Source organism: Aeromonas taiwanensis (genome assembly GCF_000820165.1).
Taxonomy (GTDB): domain Bacteria; phylum Pseudomonadota; class Gammaproteobacteria; order Enterobacterales; family Aeromonadaceae; genus Aeromonas; species Aeromonas taiwanensis.
Window position 1 is genome coordinate 60,009 of the sequence record NZ_CDDD01000042.1, and the last position, 23,726, is coordinate 83,734.

21 protein-coding genes are annotated in these 23,726 nt (G+C 63.5%); 9 read left to right on the forward strand and 12 right to left on the reverse strand.

The window, feature by feature from the left end:
• Positions 1-230: 230 nt before the first annotated feature.
• Both BN1136_RS07380 and BN1136_RS07385 read left to right on the forward strand, forming a co-directional pair.
• Positions 231-1,298, forward strand: a complete 1,068-nt coding sequence (locus BN1136_RS07380) for a M28 family metallopeptidase (protein WP_043762437.1) — start codon at positions 231-233, stop codon at positions 1,296-1,298.
• A gap of 188 nt (positions 1,299-1,486) precedes the next feature.
• Positions 1,487-2,668 carry an aminotransferase-like domain-containing protein gene (locus BN1136_RS07385; protein ID WP_043762438.1) on the forward strand — a complete coding sequence of 394 codons (1,182 nt, stop codon included), beginning with the start codon at positions 1,487-1,489 and terminating at the stop codon, positions 2,666-2,668.
• A gap of 65 nt (positions 2,669-2,733) precedes the next feature.
• Here the strand turns inward: BN1136_RS07385 and BN1136_RS07390 are convergent, their stop codons facing one another.
• Positions 2,734-4,275: an EAL domain-containing protein gene (locus tag BN1136_RS07390; protein WP_043762439.1), complete on the reverse strand. Its 1,542-nt coding sequence runs from the start codon at positions 4,273-4,275 to the stop codon at positions 2,734-2,736.
• 188 nt (positions 4,276-4,463) lie between these two features.
• On the opposite strand from BN1136_RS07390, the gene BN1136_RS07395 reads away from it, so the two are divergent.
• Positions 4,464-5,378 carry a TIGR01777 family oxidoreductase gene (locus BN1136_RS07395; RefSeq protein ID WP_043762440.1) on the forward strand — a complete coding sequence of 305 codons (915 nt, stop codon included), beginning with the start codon at positions 4,464-4,466 and terminating at the stop codon, positions 5,376-5,378.
• Between the two features lie 43 nt (positions 5,379-5,421).
• Here BN1136_RS07395 and BN1136_RS07400 read toward each other — a convergent pair whose 3' ends face one another.
• Both BN1136_RS07400 and BN1136_RS07405 read right to left on the reverse strand, forming a co-directional pair.
• Positions 5,422-7,875, reverse strand: coding sequence for an ABC transporter permease (locus tag BN1136_RS07400; RefSeq protein WP_043762442.1), 2,454 nt, complete (start codon positions 7,873-7,875; stop codon positions 5,422-5,424).
• A gap of 162 nt (positions 7,876-8,037) precedes the next feature.
• A complete protein-coding gene (locus BN1136_RS07405) occupies positions 8,038-8,757 on the reverse strand; it encodes an ABC transporter ATP-binding protein (protein WP_043762443.1) in 720 nt (239 codons plus the stop codon).
• Positions 8,758-8,814: 57 nt separating this feature from the next.
• Here BN1136_RS07405 and BN1136_RS07410 point away from each other — a divergent pair, with 57 nt between their 5' ends.
• Positions 8,815-9,423 carry an arylesterase gene (locus BN1136_RS07410; protein WP_043762444.1) on the forward strand — a complete coding sequence of 203 codons (609 nt, stop codon included), beginning with the start codon at positions 8,815-8,817 and terminating at the stop codon, positions 9,421-9,423.
• Between the two features lie 53 nt (positions 9,424-9,476).
• Here the strand turns inward: BN1136_RS07410 and BN1136_RS07415 are convergent, their stop codons facing one another.
• The 3 genes from BN1136_RS07415 to BN1136_RS07425 all read right to left on the reverse strand — a co-directional run bounded on the left by BN1136_RS07415 (position 9,477) and on the right by BN1136_RS07425 (position 12,579).
• A complete protein-coding gene (locus tag BN1136_RS07415; RefSeq protein WP_043762445.1) occupies positions 9,477-10,421 on the reverse strand; it encodes a chemotaxis protein CheV in 945 nt (314 codons plus the stop codon).
• Between the two features lie 331 nt (positions 10,422-10,752).
• Positions 10,753-11,853, reverse strand: coding sequence for a porin (locus BN1136_RS07420; RefSeq protein ID WP_043762447.1), 1,101 nt, complete (start codon positions 11,851-11,853; stop codon positions 10,753-10,755).
• Positions 11,854-12,168: 315 nt separating this feature from the next.
• The gene (locus tag BN1136_RS07425; RefSeq protein WP_043762448.1) at positions 12,169-12,579 is read right to left on the reverse strand and encodes a CBS domain-containing protein; all 411 of its coding nucleotides are present in this window, start codon (positions 12,577-12,579) and stop codon (positions 12,169-12,171) included.
• Between the two features lie 146 nt (positions 12,580-12,725).
• On the opposite strand from BN1136_RS07425, the gene BN1136_RS07430 reads away from it, so the two are divergent.
• The 3 genes from BN1136_RS07430 to BN1136_RS07440 are packed head-to-tail and all read left to right on the forward strand — an operon-like array spanning position 12,726 to position 15,938.
• A complete protein-coding gene (locus tag BN1136_RS07430) occupies positions 12,726-14,636 on the forward strand; it encodes an ABC transporter ATP-binding protein (protein ID WP_043762450.1) in 1,911 nt (636 codons plus the stop codon).
• Positions 14,629-15,090, forward strand: coding sequence for a DUF2390 domain-containing protein (locus BN1136_RS07435; protein ID WP_043762452.1), 462 nt, complete (start codon positions 14,629-14,631; stop codon positions 15,088-15,090). The genes BN1136_RS07430 and BN1136_RS07435 overlap by 8 nt, the downstream gene beginning before the upstream one ends.
• The gene (locus tag BN1136_RS07440; RefSeq protein WP_043762453.1) at positions 15,084-15,938 is read left to right on the forward strand and encodes a 23S rRNA (adenine(2030)-N(6))-methyltransferase RlmJ; all 855 of its coding nucleotides are present in this window, start codon (positions 15,084-15,086) and stop codon (positions 15,936-15,938) included. The genes BN1136_RS07435 and BN1136_RS07440 overlap by 7 nt, the downstream gene beginning before the upstream one ends.
• A 49-nt stretch (positions 15,939-15,987) precedes the next feature.
• Here the strand turns inward: BN1136_RS07440 and BN1136_RS07445 are convergent, their stop codons facing one another.
• Positions 15,988-16,227, reverse strand: coding sequence for a hypothetical protein (locus BN1136_RS07445; protein ID WP_043762455.1), 240 nt, complete (start codon positions 16,225-16,227; stop codon positions 15,988-15,990).
• 180 nt (positions 16,228-16,407) lie between these two features.
• On the opposite strand from BN1136_RS07445, the gene BN1136_RS07450 reads away from it, so the two are divergent.
• Positions 16,408-16,770: a DUF2061 domain-containing protein gene (locus BN1136_RS07450; protein WP_043762456.1), complete on the forward strand. Its 363-nt coding sequence runs from the start codon at positions 16,408-16,410 to the stop codon at positions 16,768-16,770.
• 114 nt (positions 16,771-16,884) lie between these two features.
• Entirely contained in the window at positions 16,885-17,487 is a 603-nt protein-coding gene (locus BN1136_RS07455) for an MliC family protein (protein WP_043762457.1), read from the forward strand.
• A 64-nt stretch (positions 17,488-17,551) separates the two neighbouring features.
• Here BN1136_RS07455 and putP read toward each other — a convergent pair whose 3' ends face one another.
• From putP to BN1136_RS07480, 5 genes are all read right to left on the reverse strand, one after another.
• Positions 17,552-19,060, reverse strand: coding sequence for a sodium/proline symporter PutP (gene putP / locus BN1136_RS07460; protein ID WP_043762459.1), 1,509 nt, complete (start codon positions 19,058-19,060; stop codon positions 17,552-17,554).
• 274 nt (positions 19,061-19,334) lie between these two features.
• Positions 19,335-20,261 (reverse strand): L,D-transpeptidase family protein, encoded by a 927-nt coding sequence (locus tag BN1136_RS07465; RefSeq protein ID WP_043762460.1) that lies wholly within the window; start codon positions 20,259-20,261, stop codon positions 19,335-19,337.
• 182 nt (positions 20,262-20,443) lie between these two features.
• Complete coding sequence (locus BN1136_RS07470; RefSeq protein WP_043762461.1) at positions 20,444-21,685, reverse strand: mechanosensitive ion channel family protein; 1,242 nt, start codon at positions 21,683-21,685, stop codon at positions 20,444-20,446.
• Between the two features lie 133 nt (positions 21,686-21,818).
• On the reverse strand, positions 21,819-23,018 hold the full coding sequence (locus tag BN1136_RS07475) for an acetate kinase (protein WP_043762463.1): 1,200 nt from the start codon (positions 23,016-23,018) through the stop codon (positions 21,819-21,821).
• Between the two features lie 164 nt (positions 23,019-23,182).
• Positions 23,183-23,653: a NanQ anomerase/TabA/YiaL family protein gene (locus BN1136_RS07480; protein WP_043762465.1), complete on the reverse strand. Its 471-nt coding sequence runs from the start codon at positions 23,651-23,653 to the stop codon at positions 23,183-23,185.
• Positions 23,654-23,726: the final 73 nt, after the last annotated feature.

Here is a 23,726-nt window from a genome sequence, read left to right on the forward strand (position 1 = left end):
ATCAGAGGCGACATAAATGGATCGCTCGTTATTGCATCAATCGGCAAAAACAGGGGAGCGAATTATCCCAAGATAGGCACGGGGTGCAAGTGTTTCCCGCAACAAATCCCCTCGAACTGACCACTTCCGCTGGCCAGGTTGACAAATGCCACCCCCTTCACAGAATCTGCCGGGCGTCAGGCACATCCTAACTACTTAGAATAAAACCATACACAACAAAGGATTGCAGTATGAAGAAAACCCTGTTGGCCTTCGCGATCCCGGCCCTGCTGGCCGGATGCAACCCCTCAGACAACGACTCCCAGCCCCCCTCACCCGCGACCCAGGCCTATGAGTACCTGGTGCAGCTGAGCTCGAGCGCCGAAGGCATAGGCGCCAGACCCACCGGCAGCGACGCCGAGACCCGGGCTGCCGCCTGGATCCAGGACCACCTGGCCGGCTGGGGCTACGAGGTGCAGAACCAGCCCTTCACCTACACCCGGGGCGGCACCGACCGGACCTCCCGGAACATCGTCGCCGAGCTCAAGGGCCAGAGCGACAAGGTGATCCTCATCGGTGCCCACTATGACAGCACCGGCGAGAAGAAGGGCTCGGAAGGGGCCACCGACAACGGGGCCGGCGTCGCCGCCCTGCTGGCGGTCGCCGAGGCGCTCAAGGGCCAGACCCTGCCCTACACGGTGCGCTTCGCCTTCTTCGGCGCCGAGGAGAACGGCCTCAACGGTTCCAAGGCCTATGTCGCCAGCCTCGACACCGCCGCCGTCGCCAAGCTGCTGGCCATGGTGAACTACGACACCATCGCCGGGGGCGACATCGTCTACGTCCACTCGGCCCACTCCGACGTGGCCGAGTACAGCTGCGCCGACCCGAGCCGCTACAGCTTTGATCCCAAGGTACGCGACCGCCTGCTGGCCATCTCCCGGCAGACGTCCACCCCCTTCGCCATTCACCCCAGCTACGACGGCTACCCGGAGGGTGAGACCGGCAGTTGGTCCGATCACGCGCCGTTCGCCTGCCTGGGAGTGCCCGTCGCCTACGTGGAGGCCACCAACTTCACCATCAACGGGGAGGACGGCTACGACGGCTACTCCCAGAGCACCAACCCGGCGCTGTGGGACTGCTACGACGCCACCACGAAAAGCGCCTGCGATCGGGACAGCGAGACCCAGTGGGGCAAGATCTGGCATACCAGCAACGACCGTCTCGACAAGATGGCCGAGCTCTTCCCGGGCCGGATCGAGCAACAGCTCGGGGCCAACACCGACCTGATGATCCGTTTCCTGAAAGAACCCGGGCTCTGAACTCAGGGTTCTCCGGCAGGGCTTTTTGCGCCCCCGGCCAGTGTTGAAGCGATAAAATTCGGGCAGGTGTCAAACCTGCCCTTTTTTATGGATTTTTGTGACAGCCATTGCCTCATTTCTGAAATCTGATACAAACGGATAACCTGGCGGTTGAATGGAGCGACCGCCACCTAGTCAGAGAGAACCCTATGCAGCCGTTTTTTGCCCAGCGCTTCGAGAAGGTCGAGCCTTCCTTTATCCGTGAAATCCTCAAAGTCGCCGCCAATCCGGAGATCATCTCCTTCGCCGGCGGCCTGCCCAACCCCCACCTGTTCCCGGTCAAGGCCATCGAGCAAGCGTGCCAGGACGTGCTGCGCGAGCAGGGAGCCGCAGCGCTGCAATATGCCACCACCGAGGGGTTTGCCCCGCTGCGCCAGTACATCGCCGATCGCTACCTGAGCCGCCACGGTATGGAAGTCAATCCGGACAACATCCTCATCACCAGCGGCTCCCAGCAGGCCCTGGATCTGCTGGGCAAGGTGCTGGTGAACGAGGGGCAGGATCTCATCATCGAAGAGCCGGGCTACCTCGGTGCCATCCAGGCGTTCTCCGTCTATCAACCGAACTTCAAGCCCATCACCCTGGGTGAAGAAGGACTGGATCTGGCCGCGCTGGATGCGCTGCTGGAGCAGGGTACCAGTGCCAGGCTGCTGTACGGGGTGCCGAACTTCCAGAACCCGAGCGGCGTCTCTTACAGCCGCGCCAACCGCGAGGCCCTGGCCGAGCGCCTGGTGCGCCACGATCTGCTGATGGTGGAAGACGACCCCTATGGCGAGCTGCGCTTCGAAGGGGAACACCTGCCCCCCATCGCCAAGCTGGCCCCCCACAACACCGTACTGCTCGGGTCCTTCTCCAAGACGGTCGTGCCCGCCTTCCGCCTGGGCTGGATGGTGGTGCCGGACTGGCTGCGCAAGAAGGTCACCATCGCCAAACAGGCCACCGACCTGCACAGCAACGCCTTCAGCCAGCAGGTGCTGCACCGCTTCCTGACCGACAACTCCCTCGACGCTCACCTGGAGAAGATCAAGGAAGTCTATGGCCGCCAGCGTGCCGCCATGGAAGCCGCCCTGACGCGCCACTGCCCGCCTGGCGTCAGCTACACCCGTCCCGAGGGGGGCATGTTCCTCTGGCTGACCCTGCCGTCCAGCGTCAGCGCCATGGCCCTGTTCGACGAGGCGATCAAGGAGAAGGTGGCCTTCGTGCCCGGCGCCCCCTTCTATGTGCGCCCCGAGATCCAGAACACCCTGCGCCTGAGCTTCTCCTGCGTGGACGAGGCGACCACGGAAGAGGGCATTCAGCGTCTCTGCCGTGCCCTGGCCCGCATGCTCTAAGCGAGCCGGCCATAAAAAAACCAGCGACCCCGTCGCTGGTTTTTTTTTCATCTCCCGTCCGGGCCTCAGGGGCTGTCCGGCGCCAGCAGGCTGGCGAACTCCTTCATGGGCATGGGCCTGCCATAGAGGTACCCCTGCTGGAAGGTCACCCGGCGCGCCCGCAGATAGTCCGCCTGGACCTGGTTCTCCACCCCTTCCGCCACCAGTTGCAGCCCGAGCCGGGTCGCGAGATCGATGACGTTTTCCACGATGTGACTGGAGAGGGCGTCCGACCCTATCATGCCGACGAAGCTCTGATCGATCTTGAGGAAGTCGACCTGGAAGGCCTGCAGATAGGCGAGGCTCGAATGGCCCGTGCCGAAGTCGTCGATGGCGATAAAGACGCCGAGGGCGTGCAGCTCGGCAAACAGCCGGTCCGTGGTCTCGTCCGCCACGATGAGCTCGCGCTCTGTCAGCTCCAGCACCAGCTTGACGGGGTTGTCCCGAAAGGCGTTGATGAAGTCCCGGCAATCCTCCACCAGGCTCAGATCACGGCAGTGGCTGGCGCTGATGTTGAAGCCGAAGTGGAACCCCTTTGGCAGCGTCCGGGCCTGGGGCGAGAAGGCCTCCCGCACCTGCTTCATCAGGGAGCGGGTCATGGGCACGATGAGGCCGCACTCCTCCGCCATGGGGATGAAGCGATCCGGCGAGATCAGCCCGTGACGGGGGTGCTGCCAGCGCATCAGCACCTCGCAGCCGCTCCATGTCCCCTCCTCCCCCGTCACCACGGGCTGCAGATAGGGGATGAACTCCTGCTTCTCCAGAGCCCGCCGGAACTCCTGCAGCGGCGAGGCGGCCCGCCCCATCAGCCAGAAAGTGGCCAGCCCCATCAGCAGACCCACCAGGGGGTAGGCGATGATGCCGACCCTGGAGTAGTCCCAGATGTGGGTGCCGAACTCGTTGGTCGACACCGTGGTCACCACCTTGAACGGATACTTGCTCGACGCCAGCTCCAGATAGCCGGGGCTGTCCGGGGGGATGAGGCGGTCGGTGAGCCGGCTCTCCCGCAGCAGCATCTCCTTGCCGACCACCAGCCCCAGGGGCGAGGTGCGGCTCAGCATGTCCAGGATGTTGAGCAGGTAGTAGCCATCGACGCCCACCAGCACGCTGAACTCCCCCACCCCCTGCCGGTAGACGATGAGCGGCCGGTTCGGCGTGACCGGGTTGCCCTTCATCAGATCGAGCATGCCATCCGTGTAGTCCCCCAGCTGGAAGCTCCCGCTCACCGGGCCATAGAGGGAAGTGCAGTAGATGGTCTCGCCCCTGGCGAGGTTGACGCTGCGCACATCCGGCACCGTCGCCACCTGATCCCGCAGCCCCTGGACCACCTCCAGGCAGGGCTTGTCCAGACTGCTGCCCAGGGCCGATGCCGCCAGCCTGGCATTGTCCAGGGTGCGATCGAACATCAATATGGCGTGATCCAGCCGCGCCATCGCATCCTGCCTCACCCCTGTGGTGGTCTGCCAGACGACGATGACAGCGCCCAGCACCATGGGCAGCAGGCCAGCCAGCAAGGCGCACAGCAGCCTGATGTAGAATTGACGCACCCTTAATCGGCGTAATGGCATAGGAGCCCTCATGGTCAAGGCGAAAAAGCGCTCAAGTTTACTCGTTGAGGCTCGCTTGGCAAGCCTGGATGGCGCCATCCGGGCTCGGTCCTGGCCAGGCCACAAATCATAATGCTTATAAAAACAGGCGCTTGTCCATCAAGCGCCCAGCCTCTAGAGTAGAGCCAGAGGCAGCTGGGAGGCACAGCATGAAGATACTGATCACGGGAGGCACGGGTTTCATCGGTCGCCGCCTGGTGGCGCACCTCAAGGTGGCGCACGAGGTGGTGGTACTGACCCGCCAGGGCAGCGCGGCCTATGAGCTGCTCGGCCACGACATCACCCTGCTCGACAGTCTGGACAGGCTGGATCACCTCAACGACGTGGACATCGTCATCAACCTGGCGGGTGAACCCATCGCCGCCGGGCGCTGGAGCGACGCCCGCAAGCAGCTGCTGTGCAACAGCCGCTGGTTGCTGACCGAGCAGCTGGTCGATCTCGTCAAGCTCTCCAGCACGCCCCCCAAATTGCTGCTCAATGCCTCCGCCATCGGCTGGTATGGGCGCCAGGACGACACCCCGCTGGACGAGCAGTGCCAGACCCCCCATGACGAGTTCACCCACCGCCTCTGTCAGCAGTGGGAGCAGCTGGCCCTGCAGGCCCGTTCGCCCCAGACCCGGGTCTGCATCCTGCGCATCGGCCTGGTGCTCGGCATGGAAGGGGGCGCCCTGCCCAGGATGCTGCCTCCCTACCGCCTCGGTCTCGGCGGCCCCATGGGCTCGGGGTCTCAGGTGATGAGCTGGATCCACGTGCAGGACCTGGTGCGCGCCATGCTGTTTCTCATCGAGCACGGCGAGAGCGACGGCATCTTCAACGGCACGGCACCGCAACCGGTCAGCAATCGCCAGTTCAGCCAGGCCCTCGCCGCCACCCTCCATCGCCCGCATCTCTTCTTCGTGCCGGCCCCCCTGCTGCGGCTCCTGATGGGGGAGGCGGCGGATCTGCTGCTCACCGGGCAGCGCGTGTTGCCCGCCCGCCTGCAACAGGCGGGCTTCCACTTCACCTATCCGGCGCTCCCCGAGGCCCTGGCCGACCTGCTGCGTCCCCGTCCCGGCCGCCCATGAAAAATCCCGACCTGGGTCGGGATTCTTGTCGTGCAACCTTGCCTCAGAGCAGCCCCTGCCCCAGGCCCCTGAGCCGGTCGCTCAGGGTGCCCGCCAGCAGCTGACGGCGCATGCCCTGCCCGGCCAGGGTGACCAGCAGGGCCCCCAGCAGAGGCAGGCTCCCCCAGATGGCCCAGTGGAACTGCCACTGCGCCCCCTGCCACCACCACTGCAGGCCGAAGGAGCAAAGCTCCACCACCATGGCGGCGCAGAGCCCGGCCAGGGCACCGCTGGCCACCAGCTCCCAGCGCAGCATCTTCTCGAGCAGGGCGCTGCCCGCTCCCAGGGTGCGCATCAGCAGCAGCTCCCGACGGCGGTGGGCCATGCTGGCCTGGGTCTGGGTCAGCAGCACCAGCAAGGCGGCCACCGTCACCAGCCCCAGCATCAGCCCCAGGGCCCGGCTCACCTGATCGGAGACCAGGGTCAGTCGGCCAACCAGATCCTCCACGTCGATGAGGCTCACCGTGGGATGGCGGCGGATGATCTCCACCTCGGCGCTGCGCCCCTGCTCCGACAGCTGGGCAGGCAGCCGGTAGCTGCCAAGCCAGGTCTGGGAGAAGGGGGCCAGCACATCCGGGGAGAAGATCATGTAGAAGTTGGGCCTCATGTTGTCCCACTTGATGGATCTCAGGCTGGTCACCCTGGCCTCGAAGGCGCGCCCCTCTATGGTGAAGCCGAGCACGTCCCCCAGGGCGATGCCGAGCCGCTCCGCCAACGCCTCGTCGACGGAGACCTCCCCCTTGCCACCTAGCCATTGGCCGGACGTCACCTTGTTGTCGGGAGGCAGGGCCGCCGCGGTGGTGAAGTTGAGCTCCCTGTCCACCCCCTCACGGGCCGCGTCTTCCCCCACGGCCTCCCCCGCTATCCTGGTCAGGCGCCCGCGCACCATGGGATAGAAGTCCGAGGTGATGGCCCCGGCCCGGTGCAGGTCGGCCAGTATGCCTTCGCGCTCCGCATCAGCCACGTTGACCAGGAAGCGGTTGGGGGCATCGGCGGGCAGGCGGGTGGAGAAGTCCTCCAGCAGGTCGACCCGGGCCGCCCACAGGAGCCCGAACAGCATCAGGGCCAGGGCGAAGCCCGCCAGCTGGAACAGGCCGCTGCTGCGCTCCCGGGAGAGGTGGCTGATGGCGAGGCGCAGGGCATGGGGCCCCTTGAGCCGGCTGCCGAGGCGAAGCAACCCGGAGGCGAGCAACGCCAGCAGCAGCATCAACACCCCCATGCCACCGATGAGGCCCACCGCCAGCCTGACGTCGGCTGTGAACCCCCACACCAGCGCAAACAGGCCGAGCAGACCCACAGGCACCATCAGCCAGGGGGGGATGCCGGCTTCCAGCTCCCGGCGCAGTACCCGCAGCGGCGGCACCTTGAGCAGCCGCAGGAAGGGCACGAACGCCAGCAACAAAGTGATGAAGAAGGCGACCGCCAGCCCCAGGGCGAAAGGACGCCAGGAGGGGGGCGGCAGATCCGCCGGCAGCAGATCCCCCAGCAGGTAGAGTGTCAGCCACTGCATGGCGCTCCCCGCCGCCAGTCCGATCAACGCCCCCGCCAGGGTGAGTGAGAACAGCAGGGTGCCCATCAGCTGCCAGAGGGTGCGCCGCGACGCGCCGAGCGTCTTGAGCAGCGCCACCATGCTGGTCTGGCGCTCGGCAAAGTGGCGCACGGCGATACCCATGGCCAGCGCCCCCAGCAGCACACCGGCGAGGGACGCCAGGCGGAAGAAGCGTTCGGCATTGGCCAGGGGCTTGCCGACCTGGGAGCCCTCGTCGTCCGGCTTGATCAGCTTCTGCCCCGGCGTCAGCTGGGTACTCAGCCATGCCTCATAACGGGCGACATTCTCTCGCGGCCCCTTGATGAGGTAACGCCACTGCTGGCGACTGCCCGGCAAAAGGGCGCCGGTCGCCTCCACGTCGGCGCTGTGGATCAGTGCCCGGGGCGCCATCTGGAAGGGGCTGAACCCCTGATCCGGCTCCTGGCCCAGCTCACCGGCCACCTTCAGTCGGGTGTTGCCAACCTCGAGCTCGTCCCCCGCTTTTGCACCCAGCAGCAACATCACCCGGGCGGAGAGCCAGATCTCCCCCGGAGCCGGGGCGCGCTGGGGATTGAGCTCCAGCTTGCCGTAGAAGGGGAAGTCGCTCGGTACGGCGCGGATGGACGCCAGCTGCAGGGCATCGCCGTGAAACAGCATGCTGTTGAAGCTCACCGTGGTCTGGACGAGCAGCCCCTCCTGCTTCGCCTGCGCCAGCCAGGCGGCCGGCGCCGGGGTCGCGGAGCGCAGCACCCGATCCGCCCCGATGAAGTCCCGTCCCGACGCCTTGAGCCCGGCATCCAGGCGATCCGCCACCAGGGCCACGCTCAGCACGCAGGCCACACTCAGCGCCAGCGCCAGCACAAACCAGCGCAACTCGCCGCTGAACCCTTCCCGGCGCAGCAATTTCAATCCCAGTCGCCACTGACTCATGACGCCCCCCTCACAGACAACCCCAGCACAAGCCAACGCCGCAACTCGCCACTGCAGCCTTCCCGGCGCAGCAGCTTCAATCCCAGTCGCCACTGACTCATGACATACACCTCCTACCCCGCACCGGCTTGCGCGATGGCGTGAATCCCTGCTCTCGCTGGCTCATGACAGCTCCCCGACCCGGGCCGCCGCCACGGAACTCGGCGCATCCGGCATCAGCCGCCCCGCAGCCATCACCAGCTGGCGCTGACAGCGCTGGGCCAGCTCGTGATCGTGGGTCACCACCACCAGGGTGGTGTTGTGCTCCCGGTTCAGGCGAAACAGCAGCTCGATCACCGTCTCCCCTGTCTTGCTGTCCAGGTTCCCGGTCGGTTCGTCCGCCAGGAGCAGGCTGGGGCGGGTCATGAAGGCGCGGGCGATGGCGACCCGCTGCTGCTCCCCGCCGGAGAGGCGTGGCGGCAGATGGTGCAGTCGCTCGGCCAGTCCGACCTGGGCGAGCAGTTCCCGGGCGCGGGGTTCGCTGTCGGTCTCGCCGCGCAGCTCCGCCGGCAGCATGACGTTCTCCAGGGCGCTCAGGGTGGGGAGCAGCAGGAAGGACTGGAACACGAAGCCCACCTGCTCGGCGCGCAGCCTGGCGCGCCCCTCCTCGTCCAGCCGGGTGAGCGACTGGCCGAGGATCTCTATCTCGCCGCTGCTCGGCAGATCCAGGCCGGCCAGCAGGCCGAGCAGGGTGGACTTGCCGGAACCGGAGGCGCCGACCAGCGCCAGTGTCTCGCCGGTATTGACTTGCAGATCGATCCCTTCAAGGATGGTGAGACTTTCCTGGCCGAGGCGAACGGTCTTGCCGAGCCCCCTGACGGTGATAATGGGCGTTGAACTCATCTTGGGTTTCCTGTTTGCCAGAGCCTGTAATGACAATAGAACTTGGGAGTTGAATGCATGATGCGTCTCTTGTTTGCCGTGAGCTGCCTGTGGTGCTGGGTCGCCTCGGTCCAGGCCCAGACCCTGCTGGTGCTGGGTGACAGCCTGAGTGCCGGCTACCAGATGCAGGCCGAGCAGAGCTGGCCGGCCCTGCTCAATGAAAAATGGCAGCAGCAGGGCGGCGGGCACACCCTGATCAACGCCAGCATCAGTGGTGAAACGACCCAGGGGGGGCTGGCCCGCCTGCCCGCCCTGCTCGAGACACACAAGCCGGACTGGGTGTTGATCGAGCTCGGCGCCAACGACGGCCTGCGGGGGTTTGCCCCCGCCATCACCCGGGCCAACCTGGCCAAGATGGTGGAGCTGGCCAAGGCGAGCCAGGTGAAAACGGTGCTGACCCAGATCCAGCTGCCCCGCAACTATGGGGCGCGCTACCTGCAGCAGTTCGAGCAGATCTTCCCGGACCTGGCGCAGGCCAACGACCTGCCCCTGATGCCCTTTTTTCTGGATGATATTGCGCTTCGCCCTGAACTCATGATGAACGATGGGCTGCACCCGACGGCCGAGGCCCAGCCCCAGATACGCGACAGGGTCGCCCGCTTCATCGAGCCCCTTCTGACCCAGTAGCCCAATGCGAAGCCCCCGCCAGGGCGGGGGCTTCGTACTCGTCGGTTCCCGGCTCAACGTCCCAGGATCTGCCGCATCCGCTCCTGCACCACGTCCACCAGCAAGTCGGGCTGGAACTTGGAGATGAAGCGATTGCACCCCACCTTCTTGACCATGGCCTCGTTGAAGTTGCCGCTCAGGGAGGTGTTGAGGGTGATGAAGAGATCCGCCATGCGCGGATCGCTGCGCACCTCGTGGGTGAGGCGATAGCCGTCCATCTCCGGCATCTCGGCGTCCGTGATCATCAGCATGATCTCGTCGGTCACCTTCTTGCCTCCGTCACACCATCCCTTGAGCAGCTTGAGAGCCTGCAACCCGTCCTGGCACTCCATCACCTCCAGCCCGAGCTGGGCCAGCGTCTCGCGCACCTGGTTGCGCGCCGTGCTGGAGTCGTCGACGATGAGCACCTTGCGCCCCTGCATCTGGGGCAGCATCTCCTCGTCCAGTACGTGGGCCGAGATGCGCACGTCATAGGTGATGATCTCGGCCAGCACCTTCTCCACGTCGATGATCTCGACGAGCTGATCGACGCCCCCTTCCGGGACGCGGGTAATGGCGGTCAGGTAGTTGGAGCGGCCCGCCGAGCGCGGCGGCGGCAGTATGTCCTTCCAGGTCATGTTGACGATGTGTGCGACCTGCCCCACCAGGAAGCCCTGGATGGTGCGGTTGTACTCGGTGATGATGAGGTTGGATTCCTGGTCGATGGTCATGGGGCGCATGCCGATGGCACCGCGCAGATTGATGACGGGAATGGAGACACCGCGGATGTTCGCCACGCCGCTGATGTTGTGATGGGCCCCCGGCATCTTGTTGAGATGGGGCAGCTTCACCACCTCCCGCACCTTGAAGACGTTGATCGCAAACAGCTGCTGCCCGCCCAAACGGAACATCAACAGCTCCAGGCGATTCTCACCCACCAGCTGGGTACGTTGATCCACCGAATCCAATATGCTCGCCATATAAAGCCCTTACGTCCGTTTCCCGAGTGCCGCCCCTTCGGGGTGCCACCTGCCAACCAGACTCGCCCTCCCCCGGCCGGGGCAACGCAAGTCCCTATAGAAATAATAAAAAGGATCGAGGAAAGATAGGCTCTTGACCACGGGGCGTGATCCCCGCCCCATCGCCACACCAGGAACGGAAAAACCGATCGCCCACTGCCCGACAACAAGGGTATCGACCAGGAAGGGGCAATGCTGAACCCCGGATCGGGTCTTTACCAAATCGCGCCCATAAAAAAACCGGCCGCAATGCGGCCGGTCAACAGGGTACAGCAGGCAGTCAGGGAATGACTTAGAAGTTGTACTGCAGGGCTACCGCCACGATGTCGTCGGTAGACTGGTTCAGGCTGTTCTTGCCGGTAGAGCCGACTTCGTCCAGCAGGTTGAGCTTGTAGTCAACATAGGCGTTGAAGTTGTCGGTGAAGTTGTACCAGACGCCCATGGAGACGTATTCGGTCGCGGTGTCATCGATGCCGTGCGCGCTGTCCTTCACGTCGGTGCGCAGGTAAGCCAGGGACGGCTTGAGCTTCGGCGTGATGTTGTACTGCACGACGGCTTCGTAACCATCCATCTTCTCGGCATAACCACTCATGGAGCCGGTGTTGACGAAGAGGTGATCTTCACCGTGGGAGTAGGTGGCAGCCATGTAGAGGTCGCCGACGGCGTACTTGGCACCCACACCGAACAGCTTGGCGTCGCTGTCGCCACCGAAGCTCACGTTCTCGGCCTGCTCGTCGGTCTTGCCAGCCTGGTTGTAGGCGGCACCCAGACTCAGGCCCATGTCGAAGTCATAGTTGGCGGACAGGGCATAACCCTCGGAGGAACCCTTCGGAGTCCAGGTGCCGTTCGGGCCGATGCGCTCGCTGCGGCTCTCGTTCTGCGGGTCGTTGTTGCCGGTGAACTGGGCGCCCAGGGTCAGCCCCTGCCAGTTGTAGATGTACTGGGCCAGGCCATTGGTACGACCGGTGCCGAACACCTCGGTCCCCTTGCCCAGGCCGTCACCGCCCCACTCAGGCAGCACGTCGGTATAATCGTTCACCGCCTTGGTGAACAGGCCGTCCTGACGACCGTAGCTGAAGGCACCGAAACGATCGTGCTTGATACCGGCGAACGCATAACGCAGCTCGTCATTGTCAGACCCGGAGACCGGCAGGTTGTACTCGGCGAAGCCGAACGCAGTCAGCTCTTCATCGACCTTGGTTTCACCCGCGATGTGCAGACGCAGATAGCTGGCATCGCCTTCGCTGTCGTTGTCATCGGTGCCGTAGTACATGCCCTGAGCGCGACCACCGATCTCCAGCTTGGAGCCATTCTGATCGTAAACGGTAGCGGCCTGTGCGCCACCGGCCAGCAGCAGGCTGGAGATGGCCATCGTCAATGCTGTCTTTTTCATTATTAGTTCCTCTGGTGTAAACACTCTCTGTCAGACCTGTGCTCGGTCGTTTGATCGGGTTTATGTTCCGATGGCCTAAGGTAGATCCACAAACCTTGATGGGAACTGAAGCGATGTGAGATTAATTATAAAAACGCCAATTTCACCATTTCAGACGACACCAGATGTCGCAAGTCGGCAAAAACACAGAATTAATCACTATTATTTATTTCTTACCAGAACCATTCAAGCGCCATAGCTGAACAATACAGATGAATATATCAAAGAGGACGCATGAGAGGCCTGTCAGGATGGACAGCGCGCCCTCGCGGAGGGTCAGACAGGTTGCCAGCCTCTCATGATCCTGAGCAGGTCTTTCCAGCTCACGATGCCGACCAGGGCGCCATTCTCCAGCACCGGCAGACAGGAGATGTGCCGCTCCAGCATGATGGCGGCCGCTTCTTTCAGGGTGCAGTTGGGGGAGACGGTGATGGGATGGCGGCTCATGATCTGGTGGGCACGCCGATTGAGGGTCTCGGTGTCGCGGTTCATTTCGGCATCCGTGTCCAGATAGGGGCTGAGGGCGCGCAGCAGATCCCGGTCCGAGATCACCCCCACCAGCTCCTCTTCCTCCACCACCAGCAGGTGGCGAAAGTTCGCCTGTTCGAAGATCTCCTTGATGACGCCCAGCCTGTCGTCCATGGAGACGGTCGCAACCCGGGTCGTCATGATCTCTTTAATCAACATGGTCAGCCTCCTGCCACCAGATGTCTCTGTTATGACACGTTTTTCCGGCCGCAGCCATCCCCCCGCCCCTCAAGTGCAAATTTGTGCCATTTCACGTAAGATCCGCGCCAGATTCTCTCCTTCAATTGAGCCAAGCAGACCCATCCATGATAGTTGCCAGTCAAATCGAACTGATCCGCGGCGGCCGCACGCTGCTGGACAACGCGTCCGCCACCATACATCCCGGCCACAAGGTGGGCCTGGTGGGCAAGAACGGCTGTGGCAAGTCCACCTTCTTTGCGCTGGTGCGGGGCGAGCTGGCCATCGACAATGGCAGCTTCAGCCTGCCCGCCGGCTGGCAGATTGCCGGCGTCGCCCAGGAGACCCCGGCACTGGAGTGCTCCGCCCTCGACTACGTGATCGACGGCGACAAGGAGTTTCGCACCCTGGAGGCCGAGCTGGCCAAAGCCGAGGCGGATGACAACGGTCTGCTGGTGGCCGAGCTGCACGGCAGGCTCGATACCATAGGCGCCTACAGCATTCGCGCCCGCGCCGCCGAACTGCTGCACGGCCTCGGCTTTGGCGGGGATCAGCTGAGCTCGCCGGTGCGCAGCTTCTCCGGTGGCTGGCGCATGCGCCTGAACCTCGCCCAGGCGCTGCTCTGCCGCTCCGATCTGCTGCTGCTCGATGAACCGACCAACCACCTGGATCTCGATGCCGTCATCTGGCTGGAGAAGTGGCTCAAGAGCTACCAGGGCACGCTCGTGCTGATCTCTCACGACCGGGACTTCCTCGACTCCGTGGTCGGACGCATCATCCACATCGAGAACGGCAAGCTCAACGAATACACCGGTGGCTATTCCGACTTCGAGCTGCAGCGCGCCGAACAGCTCGCCCAGCAGCAGTCCATGTACGAGAAGCAGCAGCGGGAGATGGCCCACATGCAATCCTACGTGGACCGTTTCCGTTACAAGGCCTCCAAGGCCCGCCAGGCGCAGAGCCGGTTGAAAGCCATGGAGCGGATGGAGAAGATCCTGCCCGCCCACGCCGATTCCGAGTTCAGCTTCGAGTTTCGCGAGCCCTCGGCCCTGCCGACCCCCCTCATCGCCATGGAGAACCTCAGTGCCGGCTACGGCGACAAGGTGATCCTGGAGAAGATCAAGCTCAACCTGGTGCCGGGCTCGCGCATCGGCCTGCTCGGGCGCAACGGCGCGGGCAAGTCCACCTTCATCAAGATGCTGGCGGGCTCCAATGCGCCGCTATCAGGCAAGCTGGAAGTGAGCGCCGGGGTCAGCATCGGTTACTTCGCCCAGCATCAGCTGGAGACCCTGCGTCTGGATGACTCTCCCCTCGATCACCTGGTGCGCCTCGCCCCGGACAAGACGGAGCAGGAGCTTCGCAACTACCTCGGCAGCTTCGGCTTCCACGGGGACAAGGTGCTGGACAAGGTGGCCCCCTTCTCCGGCGGCGAGAAGGCGCGCCTGGTGCTGGCCCTCATCACCTGGCAGCGCCCCAACCTGCTGCTGCTGGATGAACCGACCAACCACCTGGATCTGGAGATGCGCCACGCCCTGACCATGGCGCTGCAAGGGTTCGAAGGGGCCATGGTGGTGGTCTCCCACGACCGTCACCTGCTGCGCACCACCACGGATGACTTCTATCTGGTCCACGGCGGCCGGGTCGAGCCGTTCGACGGCGACCTCGACGACTACCACAAGTGGCTCGGCGAGCAGGAGAGAGAGGCCAACGCCAAGCCGGCGGACGGCCCCGTCTCTGCCAACTCGGCGGTGGCGCGCAAGGATCAGAAGCGCCTCGAGGCCCAGTTCCGCCAGCAGACCCGGCCGCTTCGCCAGAAGCTCGAGAAGCTCGAGGCTGGCATGGAGAAGCTGCAAGGGAAACTCGCCGACATCGAGCAGCAGCTGGCCGACCCCGCCATCTACGAGGAGAGCGCCAAGCAAAAGCTCTCCGAGCTGCTAAAGTCCCAGGGTCCCCTCAAGGAGGAGCTTGAGGAGATCGAGCTGGAGTGGATGAACCTCTCCGAGGAGCTGGAAACCATGGAGCAAGCCTTCTTTGCGTGACGAACAGATGATGACAAGCGAGCGGATCGGCGCCGACGCGCTGCCCACTCCCCTCGACTTCTGGGTGTGGAGCAGCCAGGTCTATGGCCAGCGCAGCCAGGACTGGCTCCATGTGCAGAGCCTGGGCGGCAACGTCAACCTGGCCCTGCTGCTGCACTATCTGGACCAGTGCGGGATCCCGGTCGATCTCACCGATCTGCAGCCGGGCCTGGTGCAGACCGAAGCCGTGCTGCTCCCCTGGCGTGCCCTGCGCCAGCAGGCCAAGAGCCGGGTGGCCGACGAGGAGTACCAGGCCATGCTGGCCCACGAACTGGAACTGGAGCGGCTGCAGCAAGGCGTCTTGTTGCAGACCCTGCGCGAGCTTTCCCTCTCCCGGGGCAAGAGCCACAACCTGTCAAACTATCTATCGTTACTGGGTGCCCAACAGGGCCCCCTCAGAGATCTCCTATGCTGAGCTACCGCCACGCCTTCCACGCCGGCAACCACGCCGACGTGCTGAAACACGCCGTCCAGGCCCTGATCATCGAGTCCCTCAAAAAGAAGGAGAAACCCTTCATCGTGCTGGATACCCACGCCGGTGGCGGTCTCTACGATCTGCGCGGCGACTGGTCCCAGAAGAAGGCCGAGTATGCCGATGGCATTGGCCGTCTTTGGAACGAGCGCGCCCAGTGGGTGGCCATGGCGCCGTATCTGGGTGTCATCGAGGAGATGAACCAGGGCGGCGATCTGCACTACTACCCGGGCTCCCCCGAGCTCTCCCGCCGCCTCATTCGCGAGCAGGACAAGCTGGCCTTGATGGAGCTGCACAACAACGAGGTGGAGGACCTGCGCGCCAACATGGGGTACGACCCGCGCGTCGCCGTCCACCATCGCGACGGCTTCGAGGGGCTGGTCGCCCTGCTGCCTCCCACCCCGCGCCGCGGCCTGGTGCTCATCGATCCCCCCTATGAGCTGAAAGAAGACTACTTCGCCGTGGTCGATACCCTTAAAAAAGCGCAAAAGCGCTGGGCCACCGGCATCTACGCCCTCTGGTATCCCATCCTCGGCCAGGAGGCGGACAAGTCCCGCGATATGCTCAAGGCGATCAAGCGGGAGAACTTCGGTAACGTCTTGGTCGCCGAGCTGGAAGTGGCCGGCCAGACCAGCGATTGGGGCATGAACGGTTCCGGGATGCTCATCATCAGCCCCCCCTGGATGCTGGATGAGCAGATCGAAGCCTTCTTGAAACCCCTGTGCGCCAGGCTGGCCCAGGGCGCCGGCGCCCAGTACAGGGTGGAGTGGCTGAACCAGGCCGAGGCCTGACCGCTCACCCGTTGCAAAAAACGACAAAGCCCCGCAAGGGGCTTTTCTATTACTGCGGCAGCGGCGGCTGAGGTTGCTCAGCGCCAGGTCTTGCGGGCAGATCCCGCCAGAGCGCCAGAATGAGCAACGCCAGCAGGGTGAAGGGCGGCGCCAGGCAGAGCAGCACGCACAGGAAGGTGACAAGCACCGGATGGCGACTCTTGCGCCGGGCCAGTCGCCAGGCCACGACACCGACGATGATCATCAGCAGCAGGATGAACAGCACATAAATGTTGGCATTGATGGTCATGAAAGCTCCTTTTTCATGGCAAAAGGCACACTCTAACGCTGGTGTGGCCCCAGACAACTCCCAATTCGGTGGGGGAATGTCGATCGATAGGCTTTTTCTATTTCGCCAATAGATGAGAATGGTTTTCATTTAATGGTGTTCTGGGTGATACTGCCTTCATCGCCAGAGGGAGCCATCACCATGAAAAAGACCATCAGCTTTGCCGCCCTGCACTTCAGTGTCGCCTTCACCGTGGCTTACCTGCTGACCGGTGAACTGCTCACCGCCAGCCTGATCGCCCTGATCGAACCCGCCGTCAACACGGTCGCATTCTACTTCCACGACCTTGGCTGGCGCAGGTTCAAACCCGAGCACAGCCTGCAGGCCAAGACCAGCAGCTTCGCACTGGTGCACTTCTCTGTGGCCTTCGGCGTCGCCTTCCTGCTGAGTGGCGAGCTGCTCACCGGTGGCGTAATGGCGCTGATCGAACCTTCCATCAACACAGTGGTGTTCTTCTTCCACGAGCGGCTGTGGCGCAGCCGCCAGCAACTGGCGCTGGCCTGATCTTCCTCCCTTCTTCCGGGCCGCCCGGCGCAAAAAGCGCTCGGCGTCCCTGCGCCATTATGTTGTAGAGTGTGCTCTAGTTATGGGGTATTCCCCTTTTGCTGGAGCCTTTCGATGAACAAGATGCTGTTTGCCACCCTCTCTCTCTCGCCGCTGCTGGCCACGGCGGCCACTCCCTCCTTCGACTGCACCAAGGCCCACAGCACGGCCGAGCAGCTTGTCTGTCAGGATGCAGGGCTCGCCGCACTGGACAACGAACTGGCGACTCTCTACCCCAAGGCGCTGGCCAACTTCAATGACGAGCAGAAAAAGACGGAGAAGGCGATACAGCGCGGCTGGATCAAGGGACGCAACGAGTGCTGGAAAGAGAGTGACGCACGCCAATGCGTGGAGAAGAGCTACCAGATGCGGATCACCGAGCTGCAGATCAAGGGCGGCCAGCTGATGGTGCCAAGCCCGGTGGACTACCAGTGCGGCAACAAAGTGACCCTTTCGACCTATTTCTACAACGAGGCCAAACTGCCCGCCGCCGTGATCAACCTGAGCGAGGGGAACGACCAGCAGCAGGTACTCGCCTATGAAACCCCCAGTGCCAGCGGGGCCAGATATGAAGGGCAAAACCTCACCCTCTGGACCAAGGGAGATGACGCGACACTGGAGCGCTATGGCCAGCCAGCCCTCACCTGCCAGCCATTGGGCAAGGGGGGCAACGAATAGTCCCCTTCCCTTCGTGCAATGAAAAAGCCCCGCAGTTGCGGGGCTTTTTGCTATCTGAGCGGAATTACTTCACCGCGATGGCGTCGGCCATGGGGCTCTGGAACTCCTGCTCGGCTTCTGCGAAGCGATCCTGCATGGCCTTGGAGGGAGCCTTGTCCAGCAGGCTGAACACCACGATCGCCACGCCAGCGAACAGGAAGCCCGGGATGATCTCGTACAGACCCAGCCAGCCGAACTGCTTCCAGATGATGACGGTCAGGGCACCGACCAGCATGCCCGCCAGGGCGCCGTTGCGAGTCATGCGGGACCAGAGCACGGAGAGCAGCACCACGGGGCCGAAGGCGGCACCGAAGCCGGCCCAGGCGTAGCTCACCAGACCCAGTACCCGGTTTTCCGGGTTCACGGCCACGGCGATGGCGATGAGGGAGATCAGCAGCACCATGGCACGGCCGACCCACACCAGCTCCTTCTGGGAGGCGTTCTTGCGCAGGAAGGGCTTGTAGAGATCCTCGGTGATGGCGCTGGAGCAGACCAGCAGCTGGCAACTGAGGGTACTCATGACCGCCGCCAGGATGGCGGAGAGCAGCACGCCGGCGACCCAGGGGTTGAACAGGATCTTGGAGAGCTCGATGAAGACCCGCTCGGGGTTGCCGGTCACACCACTCGCCTGCTCGGTGAAGGTGGAGAAGTAGGAGAGGCCGAAGAAGCCGATGGCCACGGCGCCGCCCAGGCACAGCACCATCCAGGTCATGCTGATGCGACGGGCATTGGTCATAGAGTGGTGGGAGTCCGCCGCCATGAAGCGCGCCAGGATGTGAGGCTGACCGAAGTACCCGAGACCCCAGGCCATCAGGGAGATGATGGCGATGAAGTCCAGGTTCTTGAACATGTCGAGGTTGCTGGCATTCTGCGCCGCCACCTGCACCATGGCGGTGTCGATACCACCCACGGCGATGATGACGAAGACCGGGGTCAGGATCAGGGCGAAGATCATCAGGGTCGCCTGCACGGTATCGGTCCAGCTCACCGCGAGGAAGCCACCGAAGAAGGTGTAGGTGATGGTGGCCGCGGCACCGACCCAGAGGGCGGTGTCATAGCTCATGCCGAAGGTGCTCTCGAACAGGCGGGCACCGGCCACCACGCCGGAGGCGCAGTAGATGGTGAAGAACAGCAGGATCACCAGGGCAGAGAGGATGCGCAGCACCCGGCTCTTGTCCTCGAAGCGGTAGGTGAAGTAGTCCGGCAGGGTCAGTGCGTTACGGTTCTTCTCGGTATGAACCCGCAGCCGACCGGCGACCCAGCGCCAGTTGAGATAGGCGCCGATGACCAGACCGATGGCGATCCAGCTCTCGGAGATGCCGCCGATGAAGACGGCGCCGGGCAGGCCCATCAGGAGCCAGCCACTCATGTCGGAGGCACCGGCGGAGAGGGCGGTCACCCAGCTCCCCATGCGGCGGCCGCCGAGAATGTAGTCGTCAAAGTTGCGGGTGGCGCGATAGGCGATGAAGCCGATCAGGACCATCCCGAGGATGTACACCAGGAAGGTGATGAGCATGGGGGTGCTAGCTGTCATTCAAAACTCCGTTATGTGACGTCTGTGCCCGTTCTTGTGACGGGCTCTTCCTTAAAAAAACCGGCCTAGAGTAATCAGCGGATCGCCTGATCACAACCACTTTTAACAAATAAAAAACACAAGAAAAACGTTTCACACCTAATCAAGTAACCACTCACTGCCATGAAGGCCGGATTTTATCCCAATACACCAAGGATTTACCCTGATGTTCCCCTTCCCGATGACATAAAAAAGCCCCGGCAGAAGCCGGGGCTCGAGTTCGACGAAAAAACGATCAGCGGTTGATGGCGATGGGCATGCCGCTGCGCTGCTCCAGGGCCTGCTTGACCAGCTGGGAGTCGCTGTCCGCGTGGGCGATGAAACGGGTCACGGCGGTGGACATGGGCAGCGGTGCCGGCAGGCTGGAGTCGAACTCCTCCTGGCTGCGGGAGAGCGGCTGGTGCACTTCCAGATAGCGGCGGCCATCCGGCTCGACAGAGGCCTTGATGGGCTGGTTCACGAACTGGACGCGAGTACCGACCGGGACCTGCTTGAACAGGTACTCGATGTCGTCGTTGCGCAGCCGCACGCAGCCGTGGCTCACTCGCAGGCCGATGCCGAACTGGGCGTTGGTGCCGTGGATGGCGTACATCTTGCCGATGTAGAGCGCGAACAGCCCCATGGGGTTGTCCGGACCGGCCGGCCAGACCGCAGGCAGGGTCTCGCCACGGGCGGCGTACTCGGCGTGCATCTTGGCGGTCGGGGTCCAGGTCGGGCCCGCCTTCTTGCGCTGCACGCTGGTCACCCAGTCTTCCGGGGTGTCGGTGCCGAGCTGGCCGATGCCGATGGGCAGCACTTCCACCACCTTCTTGCCCTTGGGATAGTAATAGAGGCGCATCTCGGCCACGTTCAGCACTATGCCCTCGCGGGGGGCATCCGGCAGGATCAGCTGGTGCGGAATGACCATCTTCTCGCCGGCCTGCAGCAGCAGGGGATCCGCCTTGGGGTTGGCTTCCAGCATGTTGGTCAAGCCCAGCTGGAACTTGGCGGCGGCGGCTTCCAGGGGTTGGCCCGCCTCATCGGCCGACACCACGTAATCCAGGTTCTCACCCACCAGGCGGCTGTTGGCTGCGGGCAGGGCATATTCGATGGCGAGGGCGGGCATGGCGGTCAGGAGCAGACTGCAGCACAGTGCGGCCGCCGTGTTGTGGAGGAGCTTCATAACGTTCCTGTGATAAAGGGGATGGTTCAGTACTCTGGCCAGGCCGGGGGCTCAGGCCCCCGGGGCAAAGAGAAGGCCGCCATTTTTCTCTTCTGCCTGCCAAATTTCAACCGCTGCGTGATGACGGTCAGTGATTAAATAAGGTACAGCGCCACGTCCCCTCTTCCACGCCGGAAGCGGTATCAGCCAACCTTCCAGGCGTGCATATCATAACCGGTTGGGGATTGATGCAATCTCAGATGAAATTGCTCAATAATCGCAAATATGTGGTCGAATATGTCAGCCTGTATCCCTTCATACTCGGCCCAGGCGGTGGTCGCCGTAAAGCAGTAGATCTCCAGCGGCAGGCCGTCCGGGGTCGGTGCCAGCTGGCGTACCATCAGGGTCATGTCCTTGCGAATGCCAGGGTGGGCGCGCAGGTAGGCATCCAGATAGGCGCGCAGGGTACCGAGGTTGGTGAGGTGACGGCCGTTGATGGGGCAACTGATGGCATCGCTGAGCTGCTGGTTGTAGCTGCTCAGCTCCTGCTCCTTGCGGCTCAGATAGGGGGCCAGCAATCTGGCCTGCTTGAGTTGCAGCTGCTCCTCCGCCGTCAGGAAGCGCACACTGGTCATGTCGATGTTGACGCTGCGCTTGATGCGCCGGCCACCGGACTCTGTCATCCCCTGCCAGTTCTTGAAGGAATCGGAGATGAGGGCATAGGTGGGGATGGTGGTGATGGTCTTGTCCCAGTTCGACACCTTGACCGTGGTGAGGCCGATGTCGGTCACCTCGCCATCGGCGCCGTATTTATCCATCTGCAGCCAGTCACCGACGCTCAGCATGCGGTTGGCGGAGAGCTGGATCCCGGCCACCAGGCCCAGGATGGGGTCCTTGAACACCAGCATCAGGACTGCGGTCATGGCCCCCAGGCCGCTGAACAGGAAGAGCGGTGACTTGCCGAGCAGCAGGGCGATCATCAGGATGCCCACCAGGATGCTGGCCACCAGTTTCACCCCCTGGAAGATACCGCGCAGGGGCAGATCCCGTCCGAGCCGGGTATGGCGGCTCACCGACAGCAGGCAGTCGAGCAGGGCAAACAGCGCCAGCAGCAGGAACAGCAGTATCCAGAGCTGGGCCACCAGTTCGATCAGCGCCAGGCTGTCGGACGCCTTGGGCAGCCAGATCTCCGCCTGGCCGAGCAGCACGGCCCCCTGCAGCACGAAGGCGAGGCGATAGAAAAGGCGCTGCTGCAACTGGGGGGGCAGCCACGCCTGCTGGGCCTTGCCAAGCAGACCCACCAGGCGCACCAGCAGGATGCGGTGCAGCACCAGGTGCAGCACCAGGGCGGTCAGCAGGATGAACCCCAGGGCGATCACCAGGGCCATCATGGGTGTCACCTCGACACCGAGCCCGGACAACCAGTTGAAAAACATCTCTTTCATCACTACCTCCGCAATATCACACTGCGGTCAGGGTACGTATCTGGTCCTTCATGTCAAATGACGGGGTACTCAGCAGACGCCGAAAATGACAGCGCCCGGCAGGGCCGGGCGCTGGGTTCTAACCGGGGAGGTGTCAGCCGACCAGGCTCAGGGCATCGCGGGCGATGACCAGCTCTTCGTTGGTGGGCATCACCAGGGCCAGACGGCTGTCAGCGGTGGTGATGGGCCCTTCCCCGCCGAGCACGGCGGCGTTGTTCGCCTCCTTGTCGACCTTGAAGCCGAACAGGGCCAGACGATCCAGCACCATCTCGCGCACCATGGCGGCGTTCTCGCCGATACCGCCGGTGAACACCAGGGCGTCCAGACGACCGTCCATGGCGGCGGCGTAGGCACCGACATACTTGGCCACCCGGTAGGTGAACACGTCAAGCGCACGCTTGGCACCGGCGTCGGTGGCGTAGTTGGAGGTGACATAGCGGCAGTCGCTGCTCGCCTCTGTCATGCCCAGCAGGCCGGATTCACGGGTCAGGGTGTGATTGATCTGCTCCACGCTGTAGCCGAGCTGGTCGTGCATGAAGAAAACTACAGCGGGGTCTATGTCGCCGGAGCGGGTGCCCATCGCCAGCCCTTCCAGCGGGGTCAGCCCCATGGAAGTGTCGACGGATTCGCCGCCACGGATGGCGCAGACGGAGGCGCCGTTACCCAGGTGGCAGTTGATGATGTTCAGCGCTTCGAGCGGCTTGCCCAGCGCCTTGGCGGTCTCTTCGGCGATGAAGCGGTGGGAGGTGCCGTGGGCGCCGTAACGGCGGATGCCGTTCTCCTTGTAGAGCTTGTAGGGCAGCGCGTAGAGGTAGGCTTCCTGCGGCAAGGTCTGGTGGAAAGCGGTGTCGAACACGGCCACGTTCTTCTCGGCCAGGGCCGGGAAGACCTTGAGGGCGGCACGGATGCCGATGAGGTGTGCCGGGTTGTGCAGGGGGGCGAACGGGATGGCGGCCTCGATGCCGGCGATCACGCCCTCATCGATGCGCACGGAGCGGGAGAACTGCTCGCCGCCGTGCACGATGCGATGGCCAATGGCCACCAGCTGCTCGGCCAGGGCGGGATCCTGGGGCAGGATGTGACCCACGATGTGGTCGAGAGCTTCCTGGTGCGCGGCACCCGCGCCCAGCATGGCGTCGCCCTTGACCCCGTGGAGTTTCCACTTGATGCGTGCATCATCCAGATTGAAGCATTCGGCCAGGCCGGACAGCATGTCCTCGCCCGTTTCGGCGTCCATTACGGCAAATTTCAGGGAAGAGCTACCGCAGTTAAGGATCAATACCAACTTGCTCATGTTCTACATCTTCCTGTGCGTCGGCGTGATGCCGACAGTGTCGTGTCATCCAGCGATGGATGGGATTCCCCTGCCGGGGGCGTATGGTCGCAGGAGGCTGCGTCCAATTTTTCGATTCGGCCTGCGCAGCGTGTTCACTGCCGCAGGAGGGCCGGTACGGGCGATCAGAGCCCGGCCAGCAGATCCCGATGCACCTTGACCACCAGCTTCTTCACCTGTGCCGGCGGTTGGGGGGTACAGAGGGGGCGATGCAGTTCTCCCGGCCAGAAGATGGCAAAGTCGCCGGGCTGCAACGCCAGATAACTGGTCTGTTCGTCGTCGACGAACCAGAGGTCGGGGTAAGGATGATCGGCGCCGTCCCGGACATAGGCATGGGGTCCCACACCGATCCACTCCTCCCCGCGCAGCAGCAGCTGGATATCCAGGTACCGCTCGTGAAACTCGCCGCGACGATCCGCAGCCGGCTCGGTCAGATCCTCGCTCACCAGGCAGAACAGATTGAGACCGTCGATCTCCTGCTTGCCGAGGGGGGCATCCAGCCAGCGTGCGACGCTCTGCACTACCTCGGCCATGATGCGGTCCAGGGGAACGGGCAAGGGAGTGCGTTGCAAGGTATCCAGACTGCCGGTGATCATGGGGTTCGCATCCTTAGCTATATCTGTGGTCTATCTTTCTGCATCAATGAAAAAGGACCCCTGAAGGTCCTTG

Coding starts and splice junctions, on each gene's coding strand:
- BN1136_RS07380 (WP_043762437.1), top strand. CDS start 231: ATGAAGAAAACCCTGTTGGCCTTCGCGATCCCGGCCCTGCTGGCCGGA.
- BN1136_RS07385 (WP_043762438.1), top strand. CDS start 1,487: ATGCAGCCGTTTTTTGCCCAGCGCTTCGAGAAGGTCGAGCCTTCCTTT.
- BN1136_RS07390 (WP_043762439.1), bottom strand. CDS start 4,275: ATGCCATTACGCCGATTAAGGGTGCGTCAATTCTACATCAGGCTGCTG.
- BN1136_RS07395 (WP_043762440.1), top strand. CDS start 4,464: ATGAAGATACTGATCACGGGAGGCACGGGTTTCATCGGTCGCCGCCTG.
- BN1136_RS07400 (WP_043762442.1), bottom strand. CDS start 7,875: ATGAGTCAGTGGCGACTGGGATTGAAATTGCTGCGCCGGGAAGGGTTC.
- BN1136_RS07405 (WP_043762443.1), bottom strand. CDS start 8,757: ATGAGTTCAACGCCCATTATCACCGTCAGGGGGCTCGGCAAGACCGTT.
- BN1136_RS07410 (WP_043762444.1), top strand. CDS start 8,815: ATGATGCGTCTCTTGTTTGCCGTGAGCTGCCTGTGGTGCTGGGTCGCC.
- BN1136_RS07415 (WP_043762445.1), bottom strand. CDS start 10,421: ATGGCGAGCATATTGGATTCGGTGGATCAACGTACCCAGCTGGTGGGT.
- BN1136_RS07420 (WP_043762447.1), bottom strand. CDS start 11,853: ATGAAAAAGACAGCATTGACGATGGCCATCTCCAGCCTGCTGCTGGCC.
- BN1136_RS07425 (WP_043762448.1), bottom strand. CDS start 12,579: ATGTTGATTAAAGAGATCATGACGACCCGGGTTGCGACCGTCTCCATG.
- BN1136_RS07430 (WP_043762450.1), top strand. CDS start 12,726: ATGATAGTTGCCAGTCAAATCGAACTGATCCGCGGCGGCCGCACGCTG.
- BN1136_RS07440 (WP_043762453.1), top strand. CDS start 15,084: ATGCTGAGCTACCGCCACGCCTTCCACGCCGGCAACCACGCCGACGTG.
- BN1136_RS07445 (WP_043762455.1), bottom strand. CDS start 16,227: ATGACCATCAATGCCAACATTTATGTGCTGTTCATCCTGCTGCTGATG.
- BN1136_RS07450 (WP_043762456.1), top strand. CDS start 16,408: ATGAAAAAGACCATCAGCTTTGCCGCCCTGCACTTCAGTGTCGCCTTC.
- BN1136_RS07455 (WP_043762457.1), top strand. CDS start 16,885: ATGAACAAGATGCTGTTTGCCACCCTCTCTCTCTCGCCGCTGCTGGCC.
- putP (WP_043762459.1), bottom strand. CDS start 19,060: ATGACAGCTAGCACCCCCATGCTCATCACCTTCCTGGTGTACATCCTC.
- BN1136_RS07465 (WP_043762460.1), bottom strand. CDS start 20,261: ATGAAGCTCCTCCACAACACGGCGGCCGCACTGTGCTGCAGTCTGCTC.
- BN1136_RS07470 (WP_043762461.1), bottom strand. CDS start 21,685: ATGAAAGAGATGTTTTTCAACTGGTTGTCCGGGCTCGGTGTCGAGGTG.
- BN1136_RS07475 (WP_043762463.1), bottom strand. CDS start 23,018: ATGAGCAAGTTGGTATTGATCCTTAACTGCGGTAGCTCTTCCCTGAAA.
- BN1136_RS07480 (WP_043762465.1), bottom strand. CDS start 23,653: ATGATCACCGGCAGTCTGGATACCTTGCAACGCACTCCCTTGCCCGTT.